The following is a 20,499-nucleotide window of genomic DNA, read 5'->3' as shown; positions in this document are numbered from 1 at the left end:
TAGCAATTTGTTAATTTTAAACATTGAAAATAAAATTCTGATTATTTAATAAAATGTCTCATCTAGCTTATCTAATTACATATCTTTGCTGTTGTGGTTTGCAGATGCAAAGTGAGACACTCGATGACTAATTACCATCAATCTTCCTTTCGTCGAATTTTAGTAACGAGAATACTGCTTCTGTTCGTTCCAGTTTTACTTATAGGCGAGATTGTTGCCTTAAATAAGGCACGTTCTAGTATATTGGGAAATGCACGGCAAAATTTAACAGAAAGTGCTATCAGTAAAGGAGAGAGAATTGGAGATGCGATCGCTATCTTAAAAGCTAATTTGCTGAGTGTAAGTAAAACAACGGTTATTCCGTCAGATTCGCCTATACAAGAGCAAGAAATTCTCACGCAGTTAAGGCAACAACTTCCAGCTAGTATTGAATGCATCCAATTAACAAATCTGTTAAGCCAGAAAATAATTGCTAGTAGCTGTGGGGAGCAAGCAATTGGAGAATTGACGTTACCTTTGCCTAGCGACGGAGTTGATGTCAAAGCAATCTTTCCGCCAAAGGCAGGAATCACTGGAAAAAGAAACACACAAAATCAATTGCAAGTAGTGTTATCTGCACCAGTCTCCGATAGCCGAAAAAATTTGGTTTACAGGTTAAGTATTCAGTCTGCATTGTACCAACAAATCAAAAATCCGCCGGGATCGCTCACAGGCGCTATGGTAGTGATTGCTGAAGATGGCACAATTTTGGCACACCCATTCACAGACTGGGTGGGAACTAATATTAATCAGCACCCAAATGTTTCCCAACTCAAGAGCATAATTAAAAATGCAATTGTGGGGCAAAACAATTCGATAAATTTGTCTTTTATACAGGGAAACGAATTAGTAGCTGGTTATACGGCTATTGCAAATCCACTTACCCAACAGCAGCACCAAAAATGGATAGTCTTAGCTGTTACTAGTGTCGATAATGCACTTTTTGGTTTAGAGGAAATCAAACTAATTCTCATCGTTTTGACGGTTGGTTTGATTGGTGCAAGTTTGTTAGCATCTTTATATCTAGCTCCTTACTTGGCGCGTCCTGTAGAAGAGTTGCGAGACTACGCTCTAAATATTCACTCTCACCACGCTGCACAACCAGTTCCACACAATTTTCAAATCCGGGAATTCAATCAACTGGCCCAAGCATTAGACCAAATGGTAGAACGGCTCAAAGCTGGGTCAGAAGAATTGGAAATAGCTTGGAAAGAAGCAAAGAATGCTAACCAGATTAAAAGCCAGTTTTTGGCTACAACTTCCCATGAATTGAGAAACCCATTACATACTATTATTAACTGTATTCGCCTGGTTGAAGATGGCTTATGTGATAGCCGGGAAGAAGAAATGGAGTTTCTCAAACGTGCCGATGAAACAACACTTCATTTGCTAAATATTATTAATGATTTACTCGACATTTCTAAAATCGAAGCAGGTAAGCTTTCTGTAGTCACTACACCTGTTGACCTCCGACAAATATTGTTAGAGGTGATTAATTTACAATCAGTTAATGTTCAGCAAAAGGGCTTGCAATTGAAATGCGAGTTAGATTCTCAAGCAATACCAATTAAGGCAGACGCAGCAAAACTGAAGCAAGTGCTGATTAATGTTATCGGCAACGCCACTAAGTTCACTGACGTAGGAAGCATCACTATTGCTACAGAAATTCAACATAGTAATGGTAAATCTCAAGTGGTGGTAATAGTTAAAGATACAGGTATAGGAATTGATCCCACTCAACAGCACAAACTATTTCGCCCCTTTGTAATGGTGAATGGTACAACCAGCCGCCAGTTTGAAGGGACTGGACTAGGACTAGCAATTTCACGAAACTTAATTGAACTGATGGGAGGTAGCATTACTCTTGAGAGTACGGGACTTCATCAAGGTACGACACTAAAGATTACCTTACCTTTGATTGATATCTCGCTGTTACCTGTTCCCAAGAAAGAAGAAAATATAGGGGATCTTGGATTTTCCTCTGTGAATGATGCGGCAAAAGCAAGTCACTACCTTAGCCTACAGGAGTCTGAGATAAGTCCTTCCTTGAGTATTAACAAATCTGTAAAAGCAGATGTAGACAAAGAGAAGTCCTCAAAGTTCCAGGTGTTACTGGGGAACGAGACTTACGAAATTAGTCTTTCGCCGCAGCAAACTCTCTTAGTAAGCCTTCCAAAAGGGGGAGTTTGTGCAAGCCTCACTTTAAAGAGGTAATTTTCTCAACTACTTTAAGTAATTTAACTAGAGTTGTTCTACCTCATGGTTTGTAACCTACAGCTAGCATCATAGAAGCGGGAATTTCTACACCACTGTCCGTGGCATACTTTGATGCTCCGTCGATAATAGCATTCTCGATATTGCGCCGTTGCTCAAGGGTTTGCATTGCCAACATTGGGCCAAGACGTGCGGTACTTACAACAACCTTTGCCATCACATCTTCAGGTGTAGAAAAAGTCCACTTCACAGGCAACTCAGTGACAAACACCTCAGTGAATCCCTTAGCGAGCAAAACCCTTTCACATTCGCCTCTTTCGCCGAAGCGGAACAAGGGTGGTCCCGGAGGTAGATCCACATCCATGCTGCCATAAGTTTGAATCGAACCCAGTATTAGAGCCATAAACGGATTGCACGTTGGTGGTGTCCAACAGGTAAAGGCATAGCGTCCTCCCGATTTTAGTACGCGAAAGGATTCGGCGATCGCTCGTTCTGGGTTAGGGAAATGGAGGATGCCCAAGCTACAAACAATCGCGTCAAACTGGCCCGACTCAAAAGAAAGATTCTCAGCATCCCCGTTATAAAATGATGCTTGAGGGCATCGCACTCTGGCAATAGCCACCATATTCTCTGTATAGTCTAATCCTGTTACTATAGCCTCCCGCTTTAATGCTGCGGCACTAAGCCAGCCAGTCTTGCAAGCTACATCCAGCAATCTCAAATCACACTTTGCTCCTACGGCATCCAATATGGCTTCATTCACCTGAGAAGTTATAGCAGCGATCGCTTCATCATATTTTTGGGCCACAAGAGAAAATCTGTCACGCTAAAACTGTTTGAATGTATCGTGAACAATGGTCGGGTCATCTGTAATTTGTGACTTTTACTCCTTGATTATCATTCAGAAAAACAGGTTGACCACCTTGCTGAAGAGATTCTGTTAAAGCAGCAAGAATTTCTACTAACTCAGTACCTACCCAGCCAGACGAAATCTCTGAGAGAGTATTGTTGAGAACAGAGACAATAAAGCAGGAGCAAACCCGCCCCAATGGTTCACCTGGCTCTAATTCCAGCACCACCTGCTTTTGATTTACAGGAAGGAATTGATTGCCCTGCTGTTGAAACTCTCCATGTAATAGGGTGAGAGGTGATGATTGCGACATCTCATCAAAAATCAAACTACCAAGGCTCCCCACAATCCCCACCCGTCGCTGCTTATCAGGATTTAGCCAACACAAGTGAATATAAGCTTGAAAGCCATCTGGATATGTAAGTGTCAGCCACACTAGGTCAGCCAAACCTTGAGGCAGAGGAGAATTTGTATCTTTTTTCCCCTCTGCTCCCCTGCTCCCCCGCTCCTCTGCTCCCCCGGTTACTGAGCGCAGTCGAAGTATGCTCCCCTGCTCCCCTGCTCCCTGTAGCCACACCGTACCCGTTGCCTGTACTTTCACAGGAGTCTGACCTAGCCAAGCGTTAAAGATAGCTATATCGTGAATAGCTAAGTCCCACAGTGCATCAACATCTTGCCGAACAGGCCCCAAATGGGTGCGCGTCGCATAGCCATAGCGTAAATTACCTAATTTACCCGCTTGTACTACAGTTTTTCCTCGCTCAACTGCTGGGTGAAACAAGTAAGTATGGTCAACCATTAGTATTAAATGATGCTGCTCTGCCAAATGGCAAAGTTCCCGACATTCTGCTGGGTTGAGAGTTAGGGGTTTTTCAGCTAAAACATGGTATCCCTGGTGGAGAGCATCTTTAATTAAAGCATAGTGGGTAGTAGCTGGAGTTGCGATCGCCACCCCTGTCAACCCTGCAACTTTCTTTAAATCCTGCCACTGCGTTGTTAATACTACAGTATCGTCTAACTTAAACTGCTGTTTTATCGCCGCTAATCGTTCTGGATGGGGGTCTACTACAGCAACTACATCTACTTGGGGATGTGCTAAGAAATTCCGCAGCAGATGTACTCCCCAACGCCCAACTCCGATGACAGCAATTTTAATTTGGTTTGTCATTTGTTATTTGTCACTTGTACTGAGCGACTTGTACTGAGCGGCTTGTGCCAAGCGTTGCTAAGGTAAGTCGAAAGAAGCCGAAGTATTAGTCATTTGTCATTAGTATGCAAGGGACTTGGGACAAATGACCACTGACAATCAACTGAATTATCAGTTTATCAGCAGTATTTTTGGTTCAGGGTATTTCCGGTTGAGGAATTGCTAAAAAGGCTACCTTAGCTGCGGCTTGTTCAGCAGTTTTGATTGAGCGTCCTTTACCAACTCCAAGCTTGTTTCCGTGCAGCCATACTTCAGCTACGAAACGTTCTTGATTTCGGTACGATTGGGTGACTTCCACAACCCGATACTCTGGTAAAACTTTAAATTGTGCCTGAGTCCATTCTTGGAGAGCAGCTTTGTAATTAAGTCTGGCAGGATCGAGGCGAATTTCTGTTGTTAGTTGTTGGAAGTGGGGATCTAGCCAAGAGCGGATCAGTTCCAGATTTTGAGTGCTTAAGTAAAGCGCACCCAGAACTGCTTCAAAAGCATCTGCTAGTCGTGACTCTTGACCAACTTTATCGGCAGTAGCACTACCTGCGACTAGTAAGTATAACTCTAAACCATAAACTCTGGCCAATTGGGCGAGGATGCGATCGCTCACCAATACCGAACGAATTGCCGCAAAATCCCCTACTGGACAATCGGGATAATTTTCCCATAACACAACAGCCGACACCAAGCGTACCACTGCATCGCCGACAAACTCCAACTGTTCATAATTTGCTGACTCAGAAACAGTGGGATGAGTTAGTGCTAAGTCTAATAGTTGCCATTTTATTGGTGCTTCTGTTGGCAAACCAAATTTTTTGACTAGGCTTTCGAGTTGTCGCTGACGGCGTGGATAAGCTAGGGTCATCAGTTATTAGTCAAAAGTGATTAATAATTAATTAGTTATTGGTTATTCACAATTAAAGAGAGAGTTGCTAGTAAGCCGGGTGACTTACAGATTAACGATATTACACACATTTGGGCTTACTATTTTTCAAAACTTACAAATTTTGTGTAAATTAATCGTAATGTTGGGCTATTAATTAATGTTACCAGTAATATGTGTAGCATATCTTTGGTATAAGTATGCTATTAATCAGTTTACTCAAAATTTTTATTACAGACGAACACCTTTTTTGTGCCATTTTTTTCAACCCGTGCAACTCACATCTCTTTAGATAACAGGAAACTTTGAAGAAGTTTTTTTCGCCCTGGATAGCCCTTCACTGAACAATGGGAATGTAGCGTTTAGAGGTGGTAATTTTGAGCAGTTCGGCATCTACACAACTATTAGCGGCGAGCTGGCGAAAGTCATTGCTTCGGACGAACTTTTGGATAGTAAGCAGATCAAGGATTTACGTATTGGAAGAGAGGGTCTAAGCGGCAATCAAATAGCCTTTACTGCCAACTTTACAGACGGTTCCGAAGGAATCTACATTGCAACACTTGTCCCAGTCTCAGAACCTTCTTCAGTCTCAAGCATATTAGCTTCTGGTGCTTTTGGTGCAGGTTTCATGCTCAGGGCAAACTGAAAAACAAAAAATAATGGAGTACAAACCTAAAAAGTTTAATACTCCATTTGAAAGGAGAGAGCAGGACATAAGCCGGGTTCTGTTCTCTTGCGAGGGCAGTTATCTATCTGGGACGCTTGTTACCAAACGCCTCTAGCGGCTCTCATTGAGCGGAACTGGTAAAAGACCAACCATAGTTCCTATCGCCTTGCTCCCAACCGGGGTTTACCGAGCCAGCACCTCTCGATACTGCTGGTGCGCTCTTACCGCACCTTTGCACCCTTACCAAATTTAGTTAGGAGTTATGAGTGATGAGTTAAGAGTTAAGAATTAATAATTCCTAACTCCTAACTCTTAACTCCTAACTGTTTTGGCGGTATCTTTCTGTGGCACTATCCTCACGATCGCTCGCACTGGACGTTATCCAGCAAGTTTGGTCTTTCGGGAGTCCGGACTTTCCTCAAATCAGTAACTATGACTGATCTGCAACCGCCTGCGCCTACTCTTTCCTTAGATCCAGTGTAATCTTTGGTTGACGTAGTATGTTGACCAGAAAGAAAAAGGTACAGAGCAGGTAAATTTATTTATAGAAAAATAAAAAATGTATAACAAGTGGCACAGCGCAAGAAATACAGCGCAAAGGCGGAGTGTCTTTGCCGAAGCTCATTGTTACAGAGCAAGTAAATTTATTTATAAGGTTCAAAATTTTTGAATGCGTGAATGCGTGAATGCGTGACTTCCCCGAACGCGAGTGCGTCCCGTGGGGAAGGGGTTGACATGGCATTACTTTTTTTTATTCCAAGGTAAAGCGTAAGTCCAAGGTAGTTTCCTGACTGTGAAAGGACAATTGATAATGCTAATGGGAGGAAAATCACGACCTGGAGCTAGACCTAAACGCACCTCAGATATCCTGATCACTAGTTGCAGGGAAAAGTCCAACTCCTTTCTTCTGTTAATAAAGTCGTTGTACAATTTTTTTTGCAGCCCCTTGATATCAATTAGTGGTTTTTTTGCTGAATAAGTTCCAGTTACTTGATCGCGCTGGAAAACATCTTCTGCTGTCACGGTTTCAGAAAGTGTTTTCTTAGGGGCAATCAGGCTAGGACTTTGGGGTACTGCTAAGTCGCGGGTTAAGTCTGGTGATTTCCGAATTACACGGCGCGATTGCTTGCTATGTTCAACTACTAAAGAACTGTTGTCCCAGTCAACGTATACAGCAACATTATCAGATTTATTTTCAATGCTAATTCCTAAATCTTTCAAATCGTCAATTGGGTATGAAGATTTGAGTTTAAAGGAAATCCCAATTTTATCATCGAGATTTTGTTCTTTGAGTTGCTCATCAACGATTCCTTTTTTAAACTCAAATTTAATTTGATCATCAATGGATTCAACCATGCGGTTAAAAACATAGGAAACACCGATAATATAAATCGTTAAAACTACTAAATTCTGGTCGCTACTCCTCATAACTTAAAATATTAACTCCCGGTGCTAATGTATACTTGAGTCATGCTCCATCTACAATTTTTAATTACGCTTAATTGTTACAGAATTTTGTAGCCAGCCTCGTTGCCAAAAAAAGAATAACAAACCAAATGCGATCGCTAACATCACTGCCCAGCAAAGTGGATAGCCCCAATACCAATTCAATTCAGGCATATTATATGGCGATTTTTCAGTACTGAAATTCATCCCATATACTCCAGCAATAAAAGTCAGTGGAATAAAAATTGTTGAAACTATCGTTAATACCTTCATGATTTCATTCATTTTATTACTCACTGCTGAAAGGTACACATCCATTAATCCAGATGCTAGTTCTCGGTAAGTTTCCACCATGTCCATCACTTGCACCGTATGGTCATAACAATCTCGTAGGTAAATTCGTACTTCTTCACTAATCAAATCTGAAGCATCTCGAATTAAGGAATTAATTGCATCTCGCTGGGGCCAGATAGCACGACGTAGTTGCAGTAATTCTCGCCTAATTTGATAAATATTTTGTAGTGTTTGTGGGGTAGGTTTAACTATTACCTCCTCTTCTAACTCCTCGATTCGCTCCCCATAAAGCTCCAGTACTGGGAAAAACCCATCAATAATCGCATCTAATAGAGCATAAGCTAAATAATCGGCTCCCTGTTTGCGAATGGTACCTTTGCTTTTTTCAATCCGCGATCGCACCTGTTCAAAGCAATCATGATCTGGTTCTTCTTGGACTGTCAGCAAATAGTTTTTCCCTAATATCAAACTCACTTGTTCGCTGTAAAAACCACATGTTCTTTCCTTTGGTACTACCATGCGGGCAATGAATAACAATTGGTCTTCATAATCCTCTATTTTAGGGCGTTCTGGTACATTTACTACATCTTCTAAAACTAAAGGATGTAACTTAAAAACTTTACCCAATCGTTGTAATATATCTTGACTGCCTAAACCTTGTACGTCTATCCAAGAAATCGATTCCTTCTCCAGATATGGGATACATTCTTCTGGAGTTGCTATTTGTTCACGGGTGAAATTGGTTTGGTTATAGTCAATCAAAAAAATTATCGGCGGTGGAGCATCTGCATTAATAAAAATAGTTCCAGGTAGAGTACCCGGTTGGTGATAGAACTCGTCTTCGTATAGCTCTGTTTTGGGAAGGCGATGCAGTTTTCGTGCCATACAATATTACCTAATAGTCATTTGTCATTTGTCATTAGTAAAAATAATTGACTAGTTACTAATAACCGTTTATATATAATTTTACAAAATTTAATATAAACAGAGTAATTTCTAAATTACATAATTATTTAGGCAGCTAGTTTGCTTATTAAGAAGATTTAGTCTGAAGAATCTCAATTACGAATTACGAATTGATATAGCATATCGTCTCTGAATCAGCAATCATATAAAAAAACAGTTTGCCTTGACAAGACAAACTGCTTAAAAAATATTTATTTGGGTGAGCAGAAGTTAGAACATGCCCATGCCGCCCATGCCGCCCATGCCACCCATGCCACCCATGCCGCCCATGCCGCCCATGCCGCCCATACCGCCCATACCGCCCATATCAGGGGCAGCAGCTGCGGATTTCTTCTCCGGCTTTTCAACAACGATCGCCTCAGTGGTTAAAACCAAACCAGCAATAGAGCCAGCGTTTTGCAAAGCTGAACGCACGACTTTGGCAGGGTCGATAATACCCGCAGCGATCAAGTCTTCAAATTCGCCAGTAGCGGCGTTGTAGCCAATGTTGAAGTCGGTATCCCGGACTCTAGAAACGATCACAGAACCTTCAGCACCAGCGTTCTCTGCTATTTGGCGCAAGGGAGCTTCTAGCGCTCGTCCAACAATATCAGCCCCAATTTTTTCTTCCTCGTCTTCAAAGCTGTTTATAATTGCTTCTACCCTTTTAGCTAAGTGAATTAGAGTAGTTCCACCACCAGGAACAATACCTTCTTCCACGGCGGCTTTAGTTGCGTTCAACGCGTCTTCAATCCGCAGCTTGCGGTCTTTGAGTTCGGTTTCGGTTGCCGCACCCACTTTAATCACTGCCACACCGCCAGCGAGCTTGGCGATGCGTTCTTGCAGTTTTTCTTTATCGTAGTCAGAATCGGTTTCTTCCAACTGTCTGCGAATTTGACCAATCCGCTTTTGTACTTCTGGCTTAGTCACACTGCCAGCAACAATGGTGGTGCTTTCTTTGTCAATGGTGATTTTGCGGGCAGTTCCCAGTGCTTCTAGAGAAGCGGTATCTAGACTTAAGCCGATTTCTTCAGAAATCAACTGTCCATCGGTGAGAATAGCAATATCTTCTAACAAAGCTTTGCGGCGATCGCCAAACCCAGGCGCTTTAATCGCAGCCACCGTTAGTACACCCCGCGCTTTGTTCACTACCAAAGTTGCCAAAGCATCACCTTCGACATCTTCAGCGATAATCAGCAAAGGTTGACCAGAACGAGCGACTTTTTCCAACACTGGCACTAAATCCTGGATGCTGCTGATTTTTTTATCAGTAACCAAGATCCGAGCGTTTTCAAATTCGACTATTTGCCGCTCGTTGTTGGTGACGAAGTAGGGAGAAATATAACCCCTGTCAATCTGCATCCCCTCAACTACTTCTAGTTCAGTTGTCAGGGATTTAGATTCTTCAACGGTAATTACACCATCTTTGGTGACTTTTTCCATTGCTTGGGCTAGCATATTGCCAACTTCTTCATCGTTACCAGCAGAGACAGTAGCAACTTGAGTGATCGCACTTCCTTCTACTGGCTTGGCTATCTTGGCAATTTCTTCTACCAACGCTTCGATAGTCTTGTCGATCCCGCGCTTCAAGCTAACTGGGTTACTACCCGCCGCAACGTTCTTCAAACCTTCCCGAATCAAGGCCTGTGCCAAAACTGTGGCGGTGGTTGTACCATCCCCAGCGACATCTTTAGTTTTTGAGGCCACTTCCTGGATGAGTCTTGCACCAGTATTTTCCAAAGGATCTTCTAATTCAATTTCCTTGGCAACAGTGATACCATCGTTGACAATTTGAGGTGCGCCAAATTTTTTCTCTAAAAGGACATTGCGACCTTTGGGCCCTAAGGTGATTTTTACGGCATCGGCAAGGGCGTTAACACCCCTTTCTAGAGATCGCCGCGATTCCTCGTCAAATGCAATAATTTTCGCCATGTTTTATTTCTCTAGCGCTTCCATTAGACAATTTAGCACTCGCAGCGCCAGAGTGCTAATCTCCCTAGCGGCTCAAGTTACAAATGGAAATAAAAAAATTGATTAATATACAGGTGATGCTCATATTACATACAGGCAGTAATGCTTGAATTGGGAGATGAATCTAGACAACTCCCTTAAGTCCCTCGGTATTGCCGACCCTAGCGGCACCGGCTGGTTGGCGGTAGTATTTACGTTTCTCTTAGCTTGGCTTGTAACGTGGCGTTTAATTCCGATAGTACGCAAATTCGCCTTGCGGGTAGGTTGGGCTGACCAACCCAACGCACGGCGGCTCAACCGAGAACCTTTACCCAATGCAGGGGGACTAGCTATCTACGCGGGTGTGATTGCCGCACTGGTATTAGCTAGCCTTTTACGACCTATCGAACTCCAAAACGTACTGGCTCAGGTACTCACTATTCTGTTGGGGGGTTCGATATTAGTCCTTGTGGGTTTTATTGACGATCAGTTCGGCTTACCGCCCTCTGTGCGATTGTGGGCACAAATTGTCACGGCGCTGTTGCTCGTAGCTAATGGCATCAGTATTCATGTCATGTTTGGCACTCCCATAGACTCGCTCCTGTCTATGTCGTTAACAGTAATTTGGGTAGTAGGAATTACCAACGCCATCAACTTGATGGATGGTATGGATGGTTTAGCGGGAGGAATCAGCTTTATTACCGCCATGAGTTTGTTGGCCGTTGCAGCCCAATTTAACAATCGTGCAGCAGCAATCTTGGTATTAGCAGCCTTGGCAGGTGCTGCACTAGGCTTTTTACGTCACAACTTTCACCCCTCGCGGATCATTATGGGTGATGCCGGAGCATACTTTTTCGGCTATGTATTGGCCGCAACTAGTATTTTAGGTAGGCTGCAACAAAACACAGTTTATGCGTTAATTCCTACAGTTTTATTTCTGTTATTGCCAGTACTAGATACTACTCAAGTATTTGTACGACGGCTATTAGCAGGAAATAACCCCCTCAGTACTCCTGGAAAAGATCACCTGCATCACCGCTTACTTGCTTGGGGACTCTCTCAGCGCCATGCTGCGTTCACACTTTGGTCAATTACGTTAGTTTTCAACTTGCTGGCTATGAGAATACAAGGCATGAGTTTGGCTGTGATGCTGACTACTGCCAGTAGCATTATTATTCTTTTAGGCTTTACTATCTGGCAAAGGATACGTCAACAGCCTTAGTTGCTTGTAGGGTGAGCATTGCAGTGCTAGCCCTACTAGATTTATTCTCTATTGTGGCAAAAGATAGGATTTGATTTTAAAAAAGGATTTGTTAAATTATAAAGCATAGTAAATTTCCGGTGACAACCGATTTTCTCACCAAATCATAATGATTATCATTTTTTAATAGCTACTGCCTCTTGTTTTTTCTGGAATAATTTATTCTGTGGAAGAGTCCTTCATGCAGAATCCCTACCCTTACTACGGAAGCCGGGAACATTCTTCGCTGATGTAACCAGGGATGGCATGGCTGGGCTGATGCCATTCTGGTTAACAACGACAAAGTGACTGTTAGAAGGGCGTTTTAGAGATGTTTGATATCATGTCCGCTTAATCAATTACGATATGTAATTGCGAGTGGAATAGAGTGGAAAGAAGCAATCACTTCGGATGCGATTATTTCACTTCGCTATCGCTGCGTTCGTAATGACAAGTATTTAGCCGGACATGATATGATATCAAAATTCGCTGAAGTCAGGCACAGATCAAATCGGTGCGTTAGCCTACACGTAACGCACCCTACAAAAATCATAAACTCCTAACTCAGCACTATTTAGGCCATGACCATACCGCCATCGACATTAAAAACTTGTCCAGTAACGTAGGCGGCGGCGGGGTCGGCAGCCAGGAAGCGCACCATTCCAGCGATTTCTTCAGGCTGACCGAAGCGACCAAGTGGGATGTATTTGAGAATAGCTTCGAGGTTGTTAAGATTGCTGGTCATGTCGGTGGTGATGAATCCAGGAGCGACGGCATTAACAGTGATCCCACGAGAAGCAAGTTCTTTGGCAACGCTTTTGGTAAAGCCGATTACACCTGCTTTGGCGGCGCTATAGTTTGACTGACCTGGGTTGCCCATTTGTGCAGCAACGGAAGTAATGTTGATAATCCGCCCCGATCGCTGCTTGAGCATGATTTTACTGATGGCGCGTGTACATAAGAAAACACCAGTTAGATTTAGGTCTATCACTGCTTGCCAATCTTCTGGCTTCAAACGCAAAAGCAGGGTGTCGCGGGTAATACCTGCGTTGTTGACCAAAATATCCACACGGCTGAACTTTTCCATGACGGCGTTAACTAGTGCGTCTACTTGATCGCTTTTAGAAACGTCAGCTTGGATTGCGATCGCCTGACCTCCCGCATTTATAATTTCTGTAACAACTGTTTCAGCTGCGGCACTAGAACTGGCATAATTAACAACTGCGATCGCTCTTTGTGAGGCTAATTCAATTGCGATCGCTCGTCCAATTCCTCGTGATGCACCTGTGACAATTGCGACTTTATCTTGTAATAATGCCATTATATGTTCCTCAATCTTAGAAATACCGCGCTAATTATCTTATGGTGATTTAGGGAACAGATTTTATTATAATTATTTAAGATTTTTGCTGGCAAATCATTCTATATTGATTAATTTAATCTTTTCCCAACAAAAACCCATAAATTTATACCGTTTTTATTTTCTAAGAATTACTATTGAAACAAGCAATTGAAAATCGGTGTGTATCACATGGCAACTAAAAAGCAATTTAACAGCTTTGAAGAGATGCTCTCTGCTTCTGATGTACCTGTATTAGTAGATTTTTACGCTGACTGGTGTGGCCCATGCCAAATGATGGTGCCAATTTTAGAGCAAGTCAATGCCCAACTTAAGGATCGCCTGCGAATTGTCAAAATCGACACAGAGAAATATACAGATCTGGCTACTCAGTATCAAATTGCCGCTCTACCAACCTTAGTACTATTTAAGCAGGGTCAGCCTGTAGATCGGATAGAGGGAGTGATGCAAGCACCGCAGTTAGTGCAATATTTACAAACAAAGGTTTAAGCTAACACTTAAAATTTGGATTTTAGCTGCCACAGGCGCGGAATATCGCGTCTTTTTTAGTGGGATAGTACAGCTTGTAGCCCTACAAATCACCAGGTAAAATATTAAGTAAATATTAAGCATTTCTACTTATACGTCTAGAGAAAGTAGTTTAAAAATTAAGATAGCTATATTTTATAGATATAACAAAATATCTTGACAAGTAAAGCTATATATGAATTATAAACAGCAAAGACCTGACAAATCCTATATTTGGGTGAATATTGATTTTGATAAGATTAAATATAGAATAGATGCGGTGACTTACCAAATTGAACGGGTTATACAAAAGCACCAAATTTTAAATCAAACTAGTAAAACAAGTAAAAGAAATAATTAGGTTATCTGTAGGACGATTGTGAGAGTATTGACTTACGTTTTTATAACCCTGATTCCTTCGTGATTCATTCTCAATAAAAACGCAGTATTAGCAAGAATCTTAAAAGCGAATTTCTCATGTATGCCTAACTACTCAGTGTCTAAGACGGTTATAAAACATGGGTTTCAGGATTGTAAAGAAAAATGTGGGTAAAGCATAGCTTAAAAAGGGAGGTTTAATTCACTACTTTTGCTCTTGAAGTCGCTCAACACAAAAGCTACGGTACTTGGAAGCAGTTAAACCTGAATCAAATTACTTTTTTATATATCTTGTTTATATTCTTGTAACAATTGCGGAATGTGATCGTACCCATCTACACCAATAACCGCAATAATTTTAGGGCGATGTTGTTGTAATAGTTTTTGGAAAGTTTCTGCTCCTATTTGTCCTTGCAAAATTGTTAGCAACCCAGCTGGTTGACGCCATTCACGAGAAGCAATTTGTTCCAAAAGATACATTCCCAAACAGCCAGTATAAACAGTTTTTTCCGAATTTTGTAGATGATAATAAGCTTCTGCTAGATAAGCTAAGTTACGCCCTTGGAGATACAAATCACCAGAAATTTGTGCTGTTTTAAAGCCATCTTCAAGATATGTAATTGCAGTTTGGTATTGTCCAATTACTAGATAGGCGATTCCTAAGCTGCTGACACATAAAGCTTTACTTTGAATATCGCCTAATTTTTCTGATAATTTTAAACCTTGTTCCAAATAGTTAATTGCGGCTTGGTATGTTTCTGGTTCTAAGTTTTCCAGTTCCTGAGCCTGCATAACTTCGCTGTAACCTAAATTTACCAGCGCGTTTGCTTCGCCTGTACTATCGCCTGCTTGCCGACTCAGTATCAATGCTCTTTGACTGTAGTTAATTGCCTCAGTATAATTTTGCTGTTGCACATAGGTACGGCTGAGGTGGTTGAGATTGGCAATTTCACAGACGCGATCGCCTGCATTTCTGGCGATCTCTAATGCCTGCTGATGAAAATCAATAGAGCGCTGGTATTGTCCTAAAGCACGTTGAGAATAACCTAAAAGTGTCAAAATCCGCGCCTTTTCTTGAGTTCCCTCGCCTTGTCGTAGCGGTTCATCCAAATAATCTAGGGCATCTCGCAAATAAGTGCCAGTAAAAGAGGCAAAAATTCCGCCGTAAAAGGGAAAATACGGACGCTGGGCAAAGGTTCGCAAAATCTGGAGCATGATTTGAGAACAGGCATCGCTGTATACTGTCCCAATGCTCCTAAAACCACTTGCTAACTGACTCCAAATGACAGCAAAGGTCAAAAAAGTGGAAATGGACAACTTTGGCCCGGACTTAATATCGTAAGCTTGTTGATCAAACCAGTTAATTAGTCCCCGTTGCAAGTACTGTAAAATCAATGCCATTTCCACCCAATCTCTAAGGGTGATTCCCCGTTGTTGCTCAGCAAACTCTATTGCAGATTCTTCCATAGCTAAGGCGCGAAGCAGTGCTTGGGGTAACTCACTGTTGAGTTGTTTGGCCCAACTTGCCCAAGGCCCACGTTCTCCGGGTACGCCACCAAATCCCAAAGATTCTTTTTGCTCGTACATCCAACTGAATAAGTTGTCTTGCAATCGCTGCCAAGAAGCTAAACCACGGGTAATCCCTTCAGAAAATTGTTGTAAATCAGCATCTGCCTGGGCAAATTGCTGTAATGCTTTTGATAATTGCTGTAGCTGTTGCAAATTTAGCGGATACTTCTGATTGGGATCAGTAACCCGTAAAAATACTGCTAGACGCTCACCAGCAGGAGATGTGGTAATTTCTGTAACTGCGGAGGCGATCACTTCTGTGACTTTGTTTTGCTCTTCCCACCGTTGCCATTGACTTTGAATGGTTTTAATGGCTCTCAAACTCCGAGTAGCCTTAGCTTTTTTGAGTTCGTCTTTTTCACTATCGACTTGATTTTGGAGAGTATTCAAGCGATCGCTCAAAGCTAACTCAAAGACTTCTCCTGTACCGGAAGTAATTCTTTTAAGCAGCATTTGATACACCATCTCAACAGAGCTAATTTTGCCCTTGAGGGTGGTTTCGACAATTTCATCAATTAATCCAAGATAGCGATCGCGCAATGGCAAAGAGTCTGGCACTTTAGCTACTAGAAAACGTCACGTCCATTCTAATTCTAGTCTGAGTTTGACCGAGTGGATTAGACGCTTGTAGAGCTTGGAAGCATTAAATCAGTAAACAGTCAACAGTTATCAGTTATCAGGTAAAAGAGGTAATTGTTCATCACATCTGCCGTAGGCATTTACCTACAAAGTTTAGAATGATGTCAAGGAAACTTTTTAGCAGAACATAACAATGCTGAGAATTAGCCTAAAAATATCATTTTGTGCGATCCCAGGAGGCAAAAAATGAGCTTGGCTGGATTAAGAATTGTGTTGGTAGAGCCAGCTGGGCCGATAAATATCGGAGCGATCGCCAGGGTAATGAAAAATTTCGGGCTATATAATTTAGTATTAGTGAACCCCCAATGCGATCCGCTATCGACGGAAGCTTTGATGATGGCTGTTCATGCTCGAGAAATTATCGAATCTGCGGTATTAGTGCCGACTTTACCAGAAGCATTGCATGGATGTGTACGGGCGATCGCTACTACGGGTCGCGTTCGCAGTTGGGAAACGCCCTTAGAAAACCCTCGCACTGCACTACCCTGGTTACTGGAGGAACCAGAAAAACCCGCAGCACTAATTTTTGGCAGAGAAGACCGGGGATTAAGCAATGAAGAATTAAATTATGCACAGAGATTTGTTGGCATTCCCACGAGTCCAGATTATGTAGCCCTAAACTTGGCTACCGCCGTAGCAATCTGCTGTTATGAATTGTCACAATCTACCCAGCAACCTGACACTAAAACCTTAACCAAAACTGAACTTGCTCCCTTAGATGTTGTGGAAGGATACTATCAGCACTTAGAATCATTATTATTAAAAATTGGTTATATATATCCCCATACAGCAGCTAGTCGGATGGAAAAATTTCGTCAACTATATAATCGTTCTCACCTGAAAACAGGGGAAGTATATATGCTGCGAGGGATTTTGCAGCAGGTAGAATGGGCCCTTAAAAACCAGAGGGATGGTGAAAACTTGTAATTATTTGTTTAATATATACGCAATCATCCCCCAAAATATTTAATATGGCTTAAACTAAACACAAAAATGCTACTTAGTGGCAAAGTGAAATTTAAGTATTAATATTTGCTTAAAAATTAAGTTTTGGGTTAGGAGTCTGCAAGAAAACAGCCAAGTGGGTCACAAGGAGTAACTGTGTCAGAGTCAAGTGACGAACTAACAGCTTTTTCGCGGCGTCAACCCTTAAATCGCCGCCAGCCACCACAAAAAGTTCAAAAAGTGGTCAAGAAGAAAGTTAAAGCTAACAGTCAGCAGCAAGCTGCAAATGGGCGAGAAGCGGCGCTAACACGCCCAAAAAATCCGAGCAGTCCTCCCCCAATCCCTGGTGCTACACGTAGGGTAAAATCGGGGTTAGTCATGCCAACGGCAGTAAAACCAATACCAAGTGTGAAAGGCAAAATTCCTCCCTTTCGACCAAATGCTGTGATGGTGAAAACAGTGCGGATGGAAAAGCCAAGAATCGGCAGGCGTTCATCGCAAAAGACGCGGTTAAAGCCAATGGCCAAAACCTTGTTGTATATTGTGCGGTTGTTGATTGTGGGTGTTGGCATGGGTGCAATTGTTGGCACAGCATTGTCAGTATTAGACCCTGCTAATCGGATCAGCACAACTTCTGTGCCGCAATCTGATAGTAATGTGGCGCGATCGCAGCCACAACCTACCCAAACTCCCCTAGTTGCACCTTCGAGCTTATACCTGTCTCAGGAAATGATCTCTTTAAAAAATTCCGTGCAAACTTTGGCGGCGACTAATCCAAATCTTACACCCGGAGTTTTCTTAGTAGATTTAGATACTGGTAATTATGTAGATATCAATGGCTCTAGCAGTTTTCCGGCGGCTAGCACAATTAAAGTACCGATTCTGATTGCTTTTTTCCAGGATGTGGACGCGGGTAAAATTCGCCTGGATGAAATGCTAACTATGCAACAGGATATGATTGCTGGTGGTTCGGGAACTCTGCAACGCCAACCAGCCGGAACGCAGTATGCCGCTTTAGATGTCGTCACTAAAATGATTACAATCAGCGACAATACCGCAACAAATATGCTGATTGCGCGACTGGGAGGAATAGAGGCGTTAAACCAGCGTTTCCGCACTTGGGGATTAACAACCACAACAATTCGTAATCAACTCCCAGATTTGCAAGGGACAAATACCATTAGTCCCAAGGAACTAGGGAATTTAATGGCGATTGTCAGTCAGGGAAATTTAGTCAGTATGCCATCACGCGATCTCATGCTCGATATCTTGCGTCGCACTCAAAAAGACACTTTGCTACCATCGGGTTTGGGAACAGGTGCAAGAATATATCACAAAACGGGTGATATTGGCACAATGTTGGCAGATGCAGGTTTAATTGCTGTTCCAACTGGCAAGCGCTACGTAGCCGCTGTTATGATACAACGCCCCGAAAACGATCCTCGTGCCGAAAAACTGATTAGCTCAATTTCTCGTGCTGCCTACCAAGAATTTAGCCAAAATCCTGTCGCACCTAACACCATTACAAACACTGTACCTGTAAATGGTTATCAACCCCCTGTTGTGAATCCTGCTTTACTCAACGGTACGACAGGCACTGCGCCCATGAGCATTTATCAGCCTCCTGTTGTCAGCCCTGTACCCAATGGCATAGGAAGTACTGTGCCGACAAATGGTTATCAATCTCCAGTTATGAATCCGCAGTATTATCCCTCAAGATAATTAATTTGAGATTTTGGAATTTTGTATTGTTTATGACATCCATCACCCCCTCATAAATGAGCGGCGAACTAGAGTTGATTGCTTGTCAACCTCACCCCATTGAGAGTAACGGTTTTAATCTTAATGCAACTCTGCCATACGACTGTAAAATTGAACACATCGTTTTGGCAATGAATAATTTTGTAGAGTTTTTAGGCTTTCTCAATCAACAGCTTTACAGTAAAGAAATGGAACGTCTTGAGGTAATGCTGATGCCAGCCAACTTTAGCAGTATGGTTGGAGAATTCATGATTTCAAATATTCCAAAATACTGCTCTAGCCTGGTTAAAAATCAATATCATAACGGACATCCTGACTTAATTCCTGCTGGGATGTTTCCTAAAAACTCTGTACAGCATTCTCATGTTGGTATTGAAGTAAAAGCTTCTCCTATCAGAGTGGATGGCAGGGTCATAATCCCGAAGATACTTGGCTGATGGTATTTGTTTTTGATAGCAACCGTCCTAATGACGCTGTTCAAGGTATTCAGCCAAAGCCCTTTCGTTTTCTCAAGGTTGTTGGTGCTAGCCTTACAAAAAATGATTGGTCATTCTCTGGACGTTCGGAAATTAGTCGCAGAACAATAACTGCCAGTGTTACTAAATCTGGATATCAAAAAATGATGTCCAACTGGATTTATCAAATTCCTAATCTACCATAACGTTAGTTGCAAGTCTGTGATGTTCTGGGAAGGTGTTTCTAAAGTTACCAACTTAGGAATAGCGGTGCAACTCATCTCGTAATAATCTAAATTACGCTCAATACCAATGCAGCGAACACCAACAGCTTCCGCTGCTGCAACTGTCGAACCAGAACCCATAAAAGTATCAGCAATTATACCTTCGCCTAAAGGCAGTGCAGCATAAACGACCTGACGTAAAAAAGACTGTGGTTTCAGACTTGGGTGATTTGCAATAGCTCGTTCCTTCTGAGGTGTCCTCTCACTGGCAATAACATCACCCAAAGGTGTACCATCTTTGTTGCGTCTTAACCCTCCAGTTTGAAATTCTCGTAAACATTCGCTGAGTTTCATTCCTACTGGTATTGGTTTTCGTAAAATACCCCACGGCTCATAACATCCTCTGAGCATGGAAGACACATGAGGAAATTCATCTTCGGCATTTTTTGGGCGATCGCCACCACGAAGTGTTCTCACCAGGCGAATCAATTCTCCACGAAACTCTAAACCGCCCTCAACTAAAGCAGAAAAAACTAACTGGGAAAGAAATGCATTACTTGCTATAAAAACATGACCACCAGGACGAAGTACACGTACTACTAGTTTTGCCCATTCTACAAAGAAATTTTTTAAAATTAAACGTTCTTTGGTACTAAGTGCGGTAAATCGTGGTAGAGGTGCGCGTTGATGTCCATCAAATGATGGTGGAATTCTCCAAATACCTCCGTTTCCATTTGCTCTTTTTAGCAACTGGTCAAAATCATATTCTTTCACCCCGTAAGGGGGATCTGTAACTACTGCATGAATGCTATTTTCTGGTATTCTACTCAGCCATTCAAAACAGTCTGCGTACAAAATAACAGATTTACCTATATTTTTTACTTTGTATTCAAAAGTCCATTGATTCATGATTTTCAGTAGTTGGTTTTTATATA

At 42.1% G+C, this 20,499-nt stretch carries 17 protein-coding genes and 1 other RNA gene; 8 read left to right on the top strand and 10 right to left on the bottom strand.

Annotated elements, in window-relative coordinates; genetic code table 11:
* Positions 1–123: 123 nt before the first annotated feature.
* Positions 124–2,253, top strand: coding sequence for a sensor histidine kinase (locus V7L20_RS13410; protein WP_334744552.1), 2,130 nt, complete (start codon positions 124–126; stop codon positions 2,251–2,253).
* A 43-nt stretch (positions 2,254–2,296) separates the two neighbouring features.
* Here V7L20_RS13410 and V7L20_RS13405 read toward each other — a convergent pair whose 3' ends face one another.
* The 3 genes from V7L20_RS13405 to rnc form a co-directional block, all read right to left on the bottom strand.
* Positions 2,297–3,061, bottom strand: coding sequence for a class I SAM-dependent methyltransferase (locus V7L20_RS13405; RefSeq protein WP_334744551.1), 765 nt, complete (start codon positions 3,059–3,061; stop codon positions 2,297–2,299).
* Positions 3,062–3,116: 55 nt separating this feature from the next.
* The gene (locus V7L20_RS13400) at positions 3,117–4,271 is read right to left on the bottom strand and encodes a Gfo/Idh/MocA family protein (RefSeq protein WP_334744550.1); all 1,155 of its coding nucleotides are present in this window, start codon (positions 4,269–4,271) and stop codon (positions 3,117–3,119) included.
* 175 nt (positions 4,272–4,446) lie between these two features.
* On the bottom strand, positions 4,447–5,166 hold the full coding sequence (gene rnc / locus V7L20_RS13395; protein ID WP_334744549.1) for a ribonuclease III: 720 nt from the start codon (positions 5,164–5,166) through the stop codon (positions 4,447–4,449).
* A gap of 463 nt (positions 5,167–5,629) precedes the next feature.
* Between rnc and V7L20_RS13390 the strand changes: the two genes are divergently transcribed.
* On the top strand, positions 5,630–5,830 hold the full coding sequence (locus tag V7L20_RS13390) for a DUF7453 family protein (protein ID WP_334744548.1): 201 nt from the start codon (positions 5,630–5,632) through the stop codon (positions 5,828–5,830).
* Between the two features lie 53 nt (positions 5,831–5,883).
* Here V7L20_RS13390 and rnpB read toward each other — a convergent pair.
* The 4 genes from rnpB to groL all read right to left on the bottom strand — a co-directional run bounded on the left by rnpB (position 5,884) and on the right by groL (position 10,468).
* Positions 5,884–6,315, bottom strand: an RNA gene (gene rnpB, locus V7L20_RS13385) — RNase P RNA component class A.
* 277 nt (positions 6,316–6,592) lie between these two features.
* The gene (locus tag V7L20_RS13380; protein ID WP_334744547.1) at positions 6,593–7,279 is read right to left on the bottom strand and encodes a hypothetical protein; all 687 of its coding nucleotides are present in this window, start codon (positions 7,277–7,279) and stop codon (positions 6,593–6,595) included.
* Positions 7,280–7,339: 60 nt separating this feature from the next.
* Positions 7,340–8,476 (bottom strand): magnesium/cobalt transporter CorA, encoded by a 1,137-nt coding sequence (corA, locus tag V7L20_RS13375; RefSeq protein ID WP_334744546.1) that lies wholly within the window; start codon positions 8,474–8,476, stop codon positions 7,340–7,342.
* A 291-nt stretch (positions 8,477–8,767) separates the two neighbouring features.
* Complete coding sequence (gene groL / locus V7L20_RS13370; protein ID WP_334744545.1) at positions 8,768–10,468, bottom strand: chaperonin GroEL; 1,701 nt, start codon at positions 10,466–10,468, stop codon at positions 8,768–8,770.
* 157 nt (positions 10,469–10,625) lie between these two features.
* Between groL and V7L20_RS13365 the strand changes: the two genes are divergently transcribed.
* On the top strand, positions 10,626–11,708 hold the full coding sequence (locus V7L20_RS13365) for an MraY family glycosyltransferase (protein ID WP_334744544.1): 1,083 nt from the start codon (positions 10,626–10,628) through the stop codon (positions 11,706–11,708).
* A 592-nt stretch (positions 11,709–12,300) separates the two neighbouring features.
* On the opposite strand, the gene fabG is transcribed toward V7L20_RS13365, so the two are convergent.
* The gene (gene fabG, locus V7L20_RS13360; RefSeq protein WP_334744543.1) at positions 12,301–13,047 is read right to left on the bottom strand and encodes a 3-oxoacyl-[acyl-carrier-protein] reductase; all 747 of its coding nucleotides are present in this window, start codon (positions 13,045–13,047) and stop codon (positions 12,301–12,303) included.
* 210 nt (positions 13,048–13,257) lie between these two features.
* Here fabG and trxA point away from each other — a divergent pair, with 210 nt between their 5' ends.
* Entirely contained in the window at positions 13,258–13,575 is a 318-nt protein-coding gene (gene trxA / locus V7L20_RS13355; RefSeq protein ID WP_334744542.1) for a thioredoxin, read from the top strand.
* 678 nt (positions 13,576–14,253) lie between these two features.
* On the opposite strand, the gene V7L20_RS13350 is transcribed toward trxA, so the two are convergent.
* A complete protein-coding gene (locus V7L20_RS13350; RefSeq protein ID WP_334744541.1) occupies positions 14,254–16,098 on the bottom strand; it encodes a tetratricopeptide repeat protein in 1,845 nt (614 codons plus the stop codon).
* Between the two features lie 267 nt (positions 16,099–16,365).
* Here V7L20_RS13350 and V7L20_RS13345 point away from each other — a divergent pair, with 267 nt between their 5' ends.
* The 4 genes from V7L20_RS13345 to V7L20_RS13330 all read left to right on the top strand — a co-directional run bounded on the left by V7L20_RS13345 (position 16,366) and on the right by V7L20_RS13330 (position 19,546).
* Complete coding sequence (locus V7L20_RS13345; protein WP_334744540.1) at positions 16,366–17,106, top strand: RNA methyltransferase; 741 nt, start codon at positions 16,366–16,368, stop codon at positions 17,104–17,106.
* Positions 17,107–17,280: 174 nt separating this feature from the next.
* Positions 17,281–18,846 (top strand): serine hydrolase, encoded by a 1,566-nt coding sequence (locus V7L20_RS13340; protein ID WP_334744539.1) that lies wholly within the window; start codon positions 17,281–17,283, stop codon positions 18,844–18,846.
* A 56-nt stretch (positions 18,847–18,902) separates the two neighbouring features.
* A complete protein-coding gene (locus V7L20_RS13335; protein ID WP_334744538.1) occupies positions 18,903–19,322 on the top strand; it encodes a hypothetical protein in 420 nt (139 codons plus the stop codon).
* On the top strand, positions 19,322–19,546 hold the full coding sequence (locus V7L20_RS13330) for a hypothetical protein (protein WP_334744537.1): 225 nt from the start codon (positions 19,322–19,324) through the stop codon (positions 19,544–19,546). Before V7L20_RS13335 ends, V7L20_RS13330 begins: the two co-directional genes overlap by 1 nt.
* Here V7L20_RS13330 and V7L20_RS13325 read toward each other — a convergent pair.
* A complete protein-coding gene (locus V7L20_RS13325; protein ID WP_334744536.1) occupies positions 19,538–20,473 on the bottom strand; it encodes a DNA-methyltransferase in 936 nt (311 codons plus the stop codon). The two genes, V7L20_RS13330 and V7L20_RS13325, sit on opposite strands and share 9 nt — an antisense overlap.
* Positions 20,474–20,499 lie beyond the last annotated feature (26 nt).

The organism is Nostoc sp. (assembly GCF_036916735.1).
In the GTDB taxonomy this organism is placed as follows: Bacteria; Cyanobacteriota; Cyanobacteriia; order Cyanobacteriales; family Nostocaceae; genus Nostoc.
Note: the sequence above shows the minus strand (reverse complement) of the source record. Positions and strands in the feature narration are given on the sequence as shown.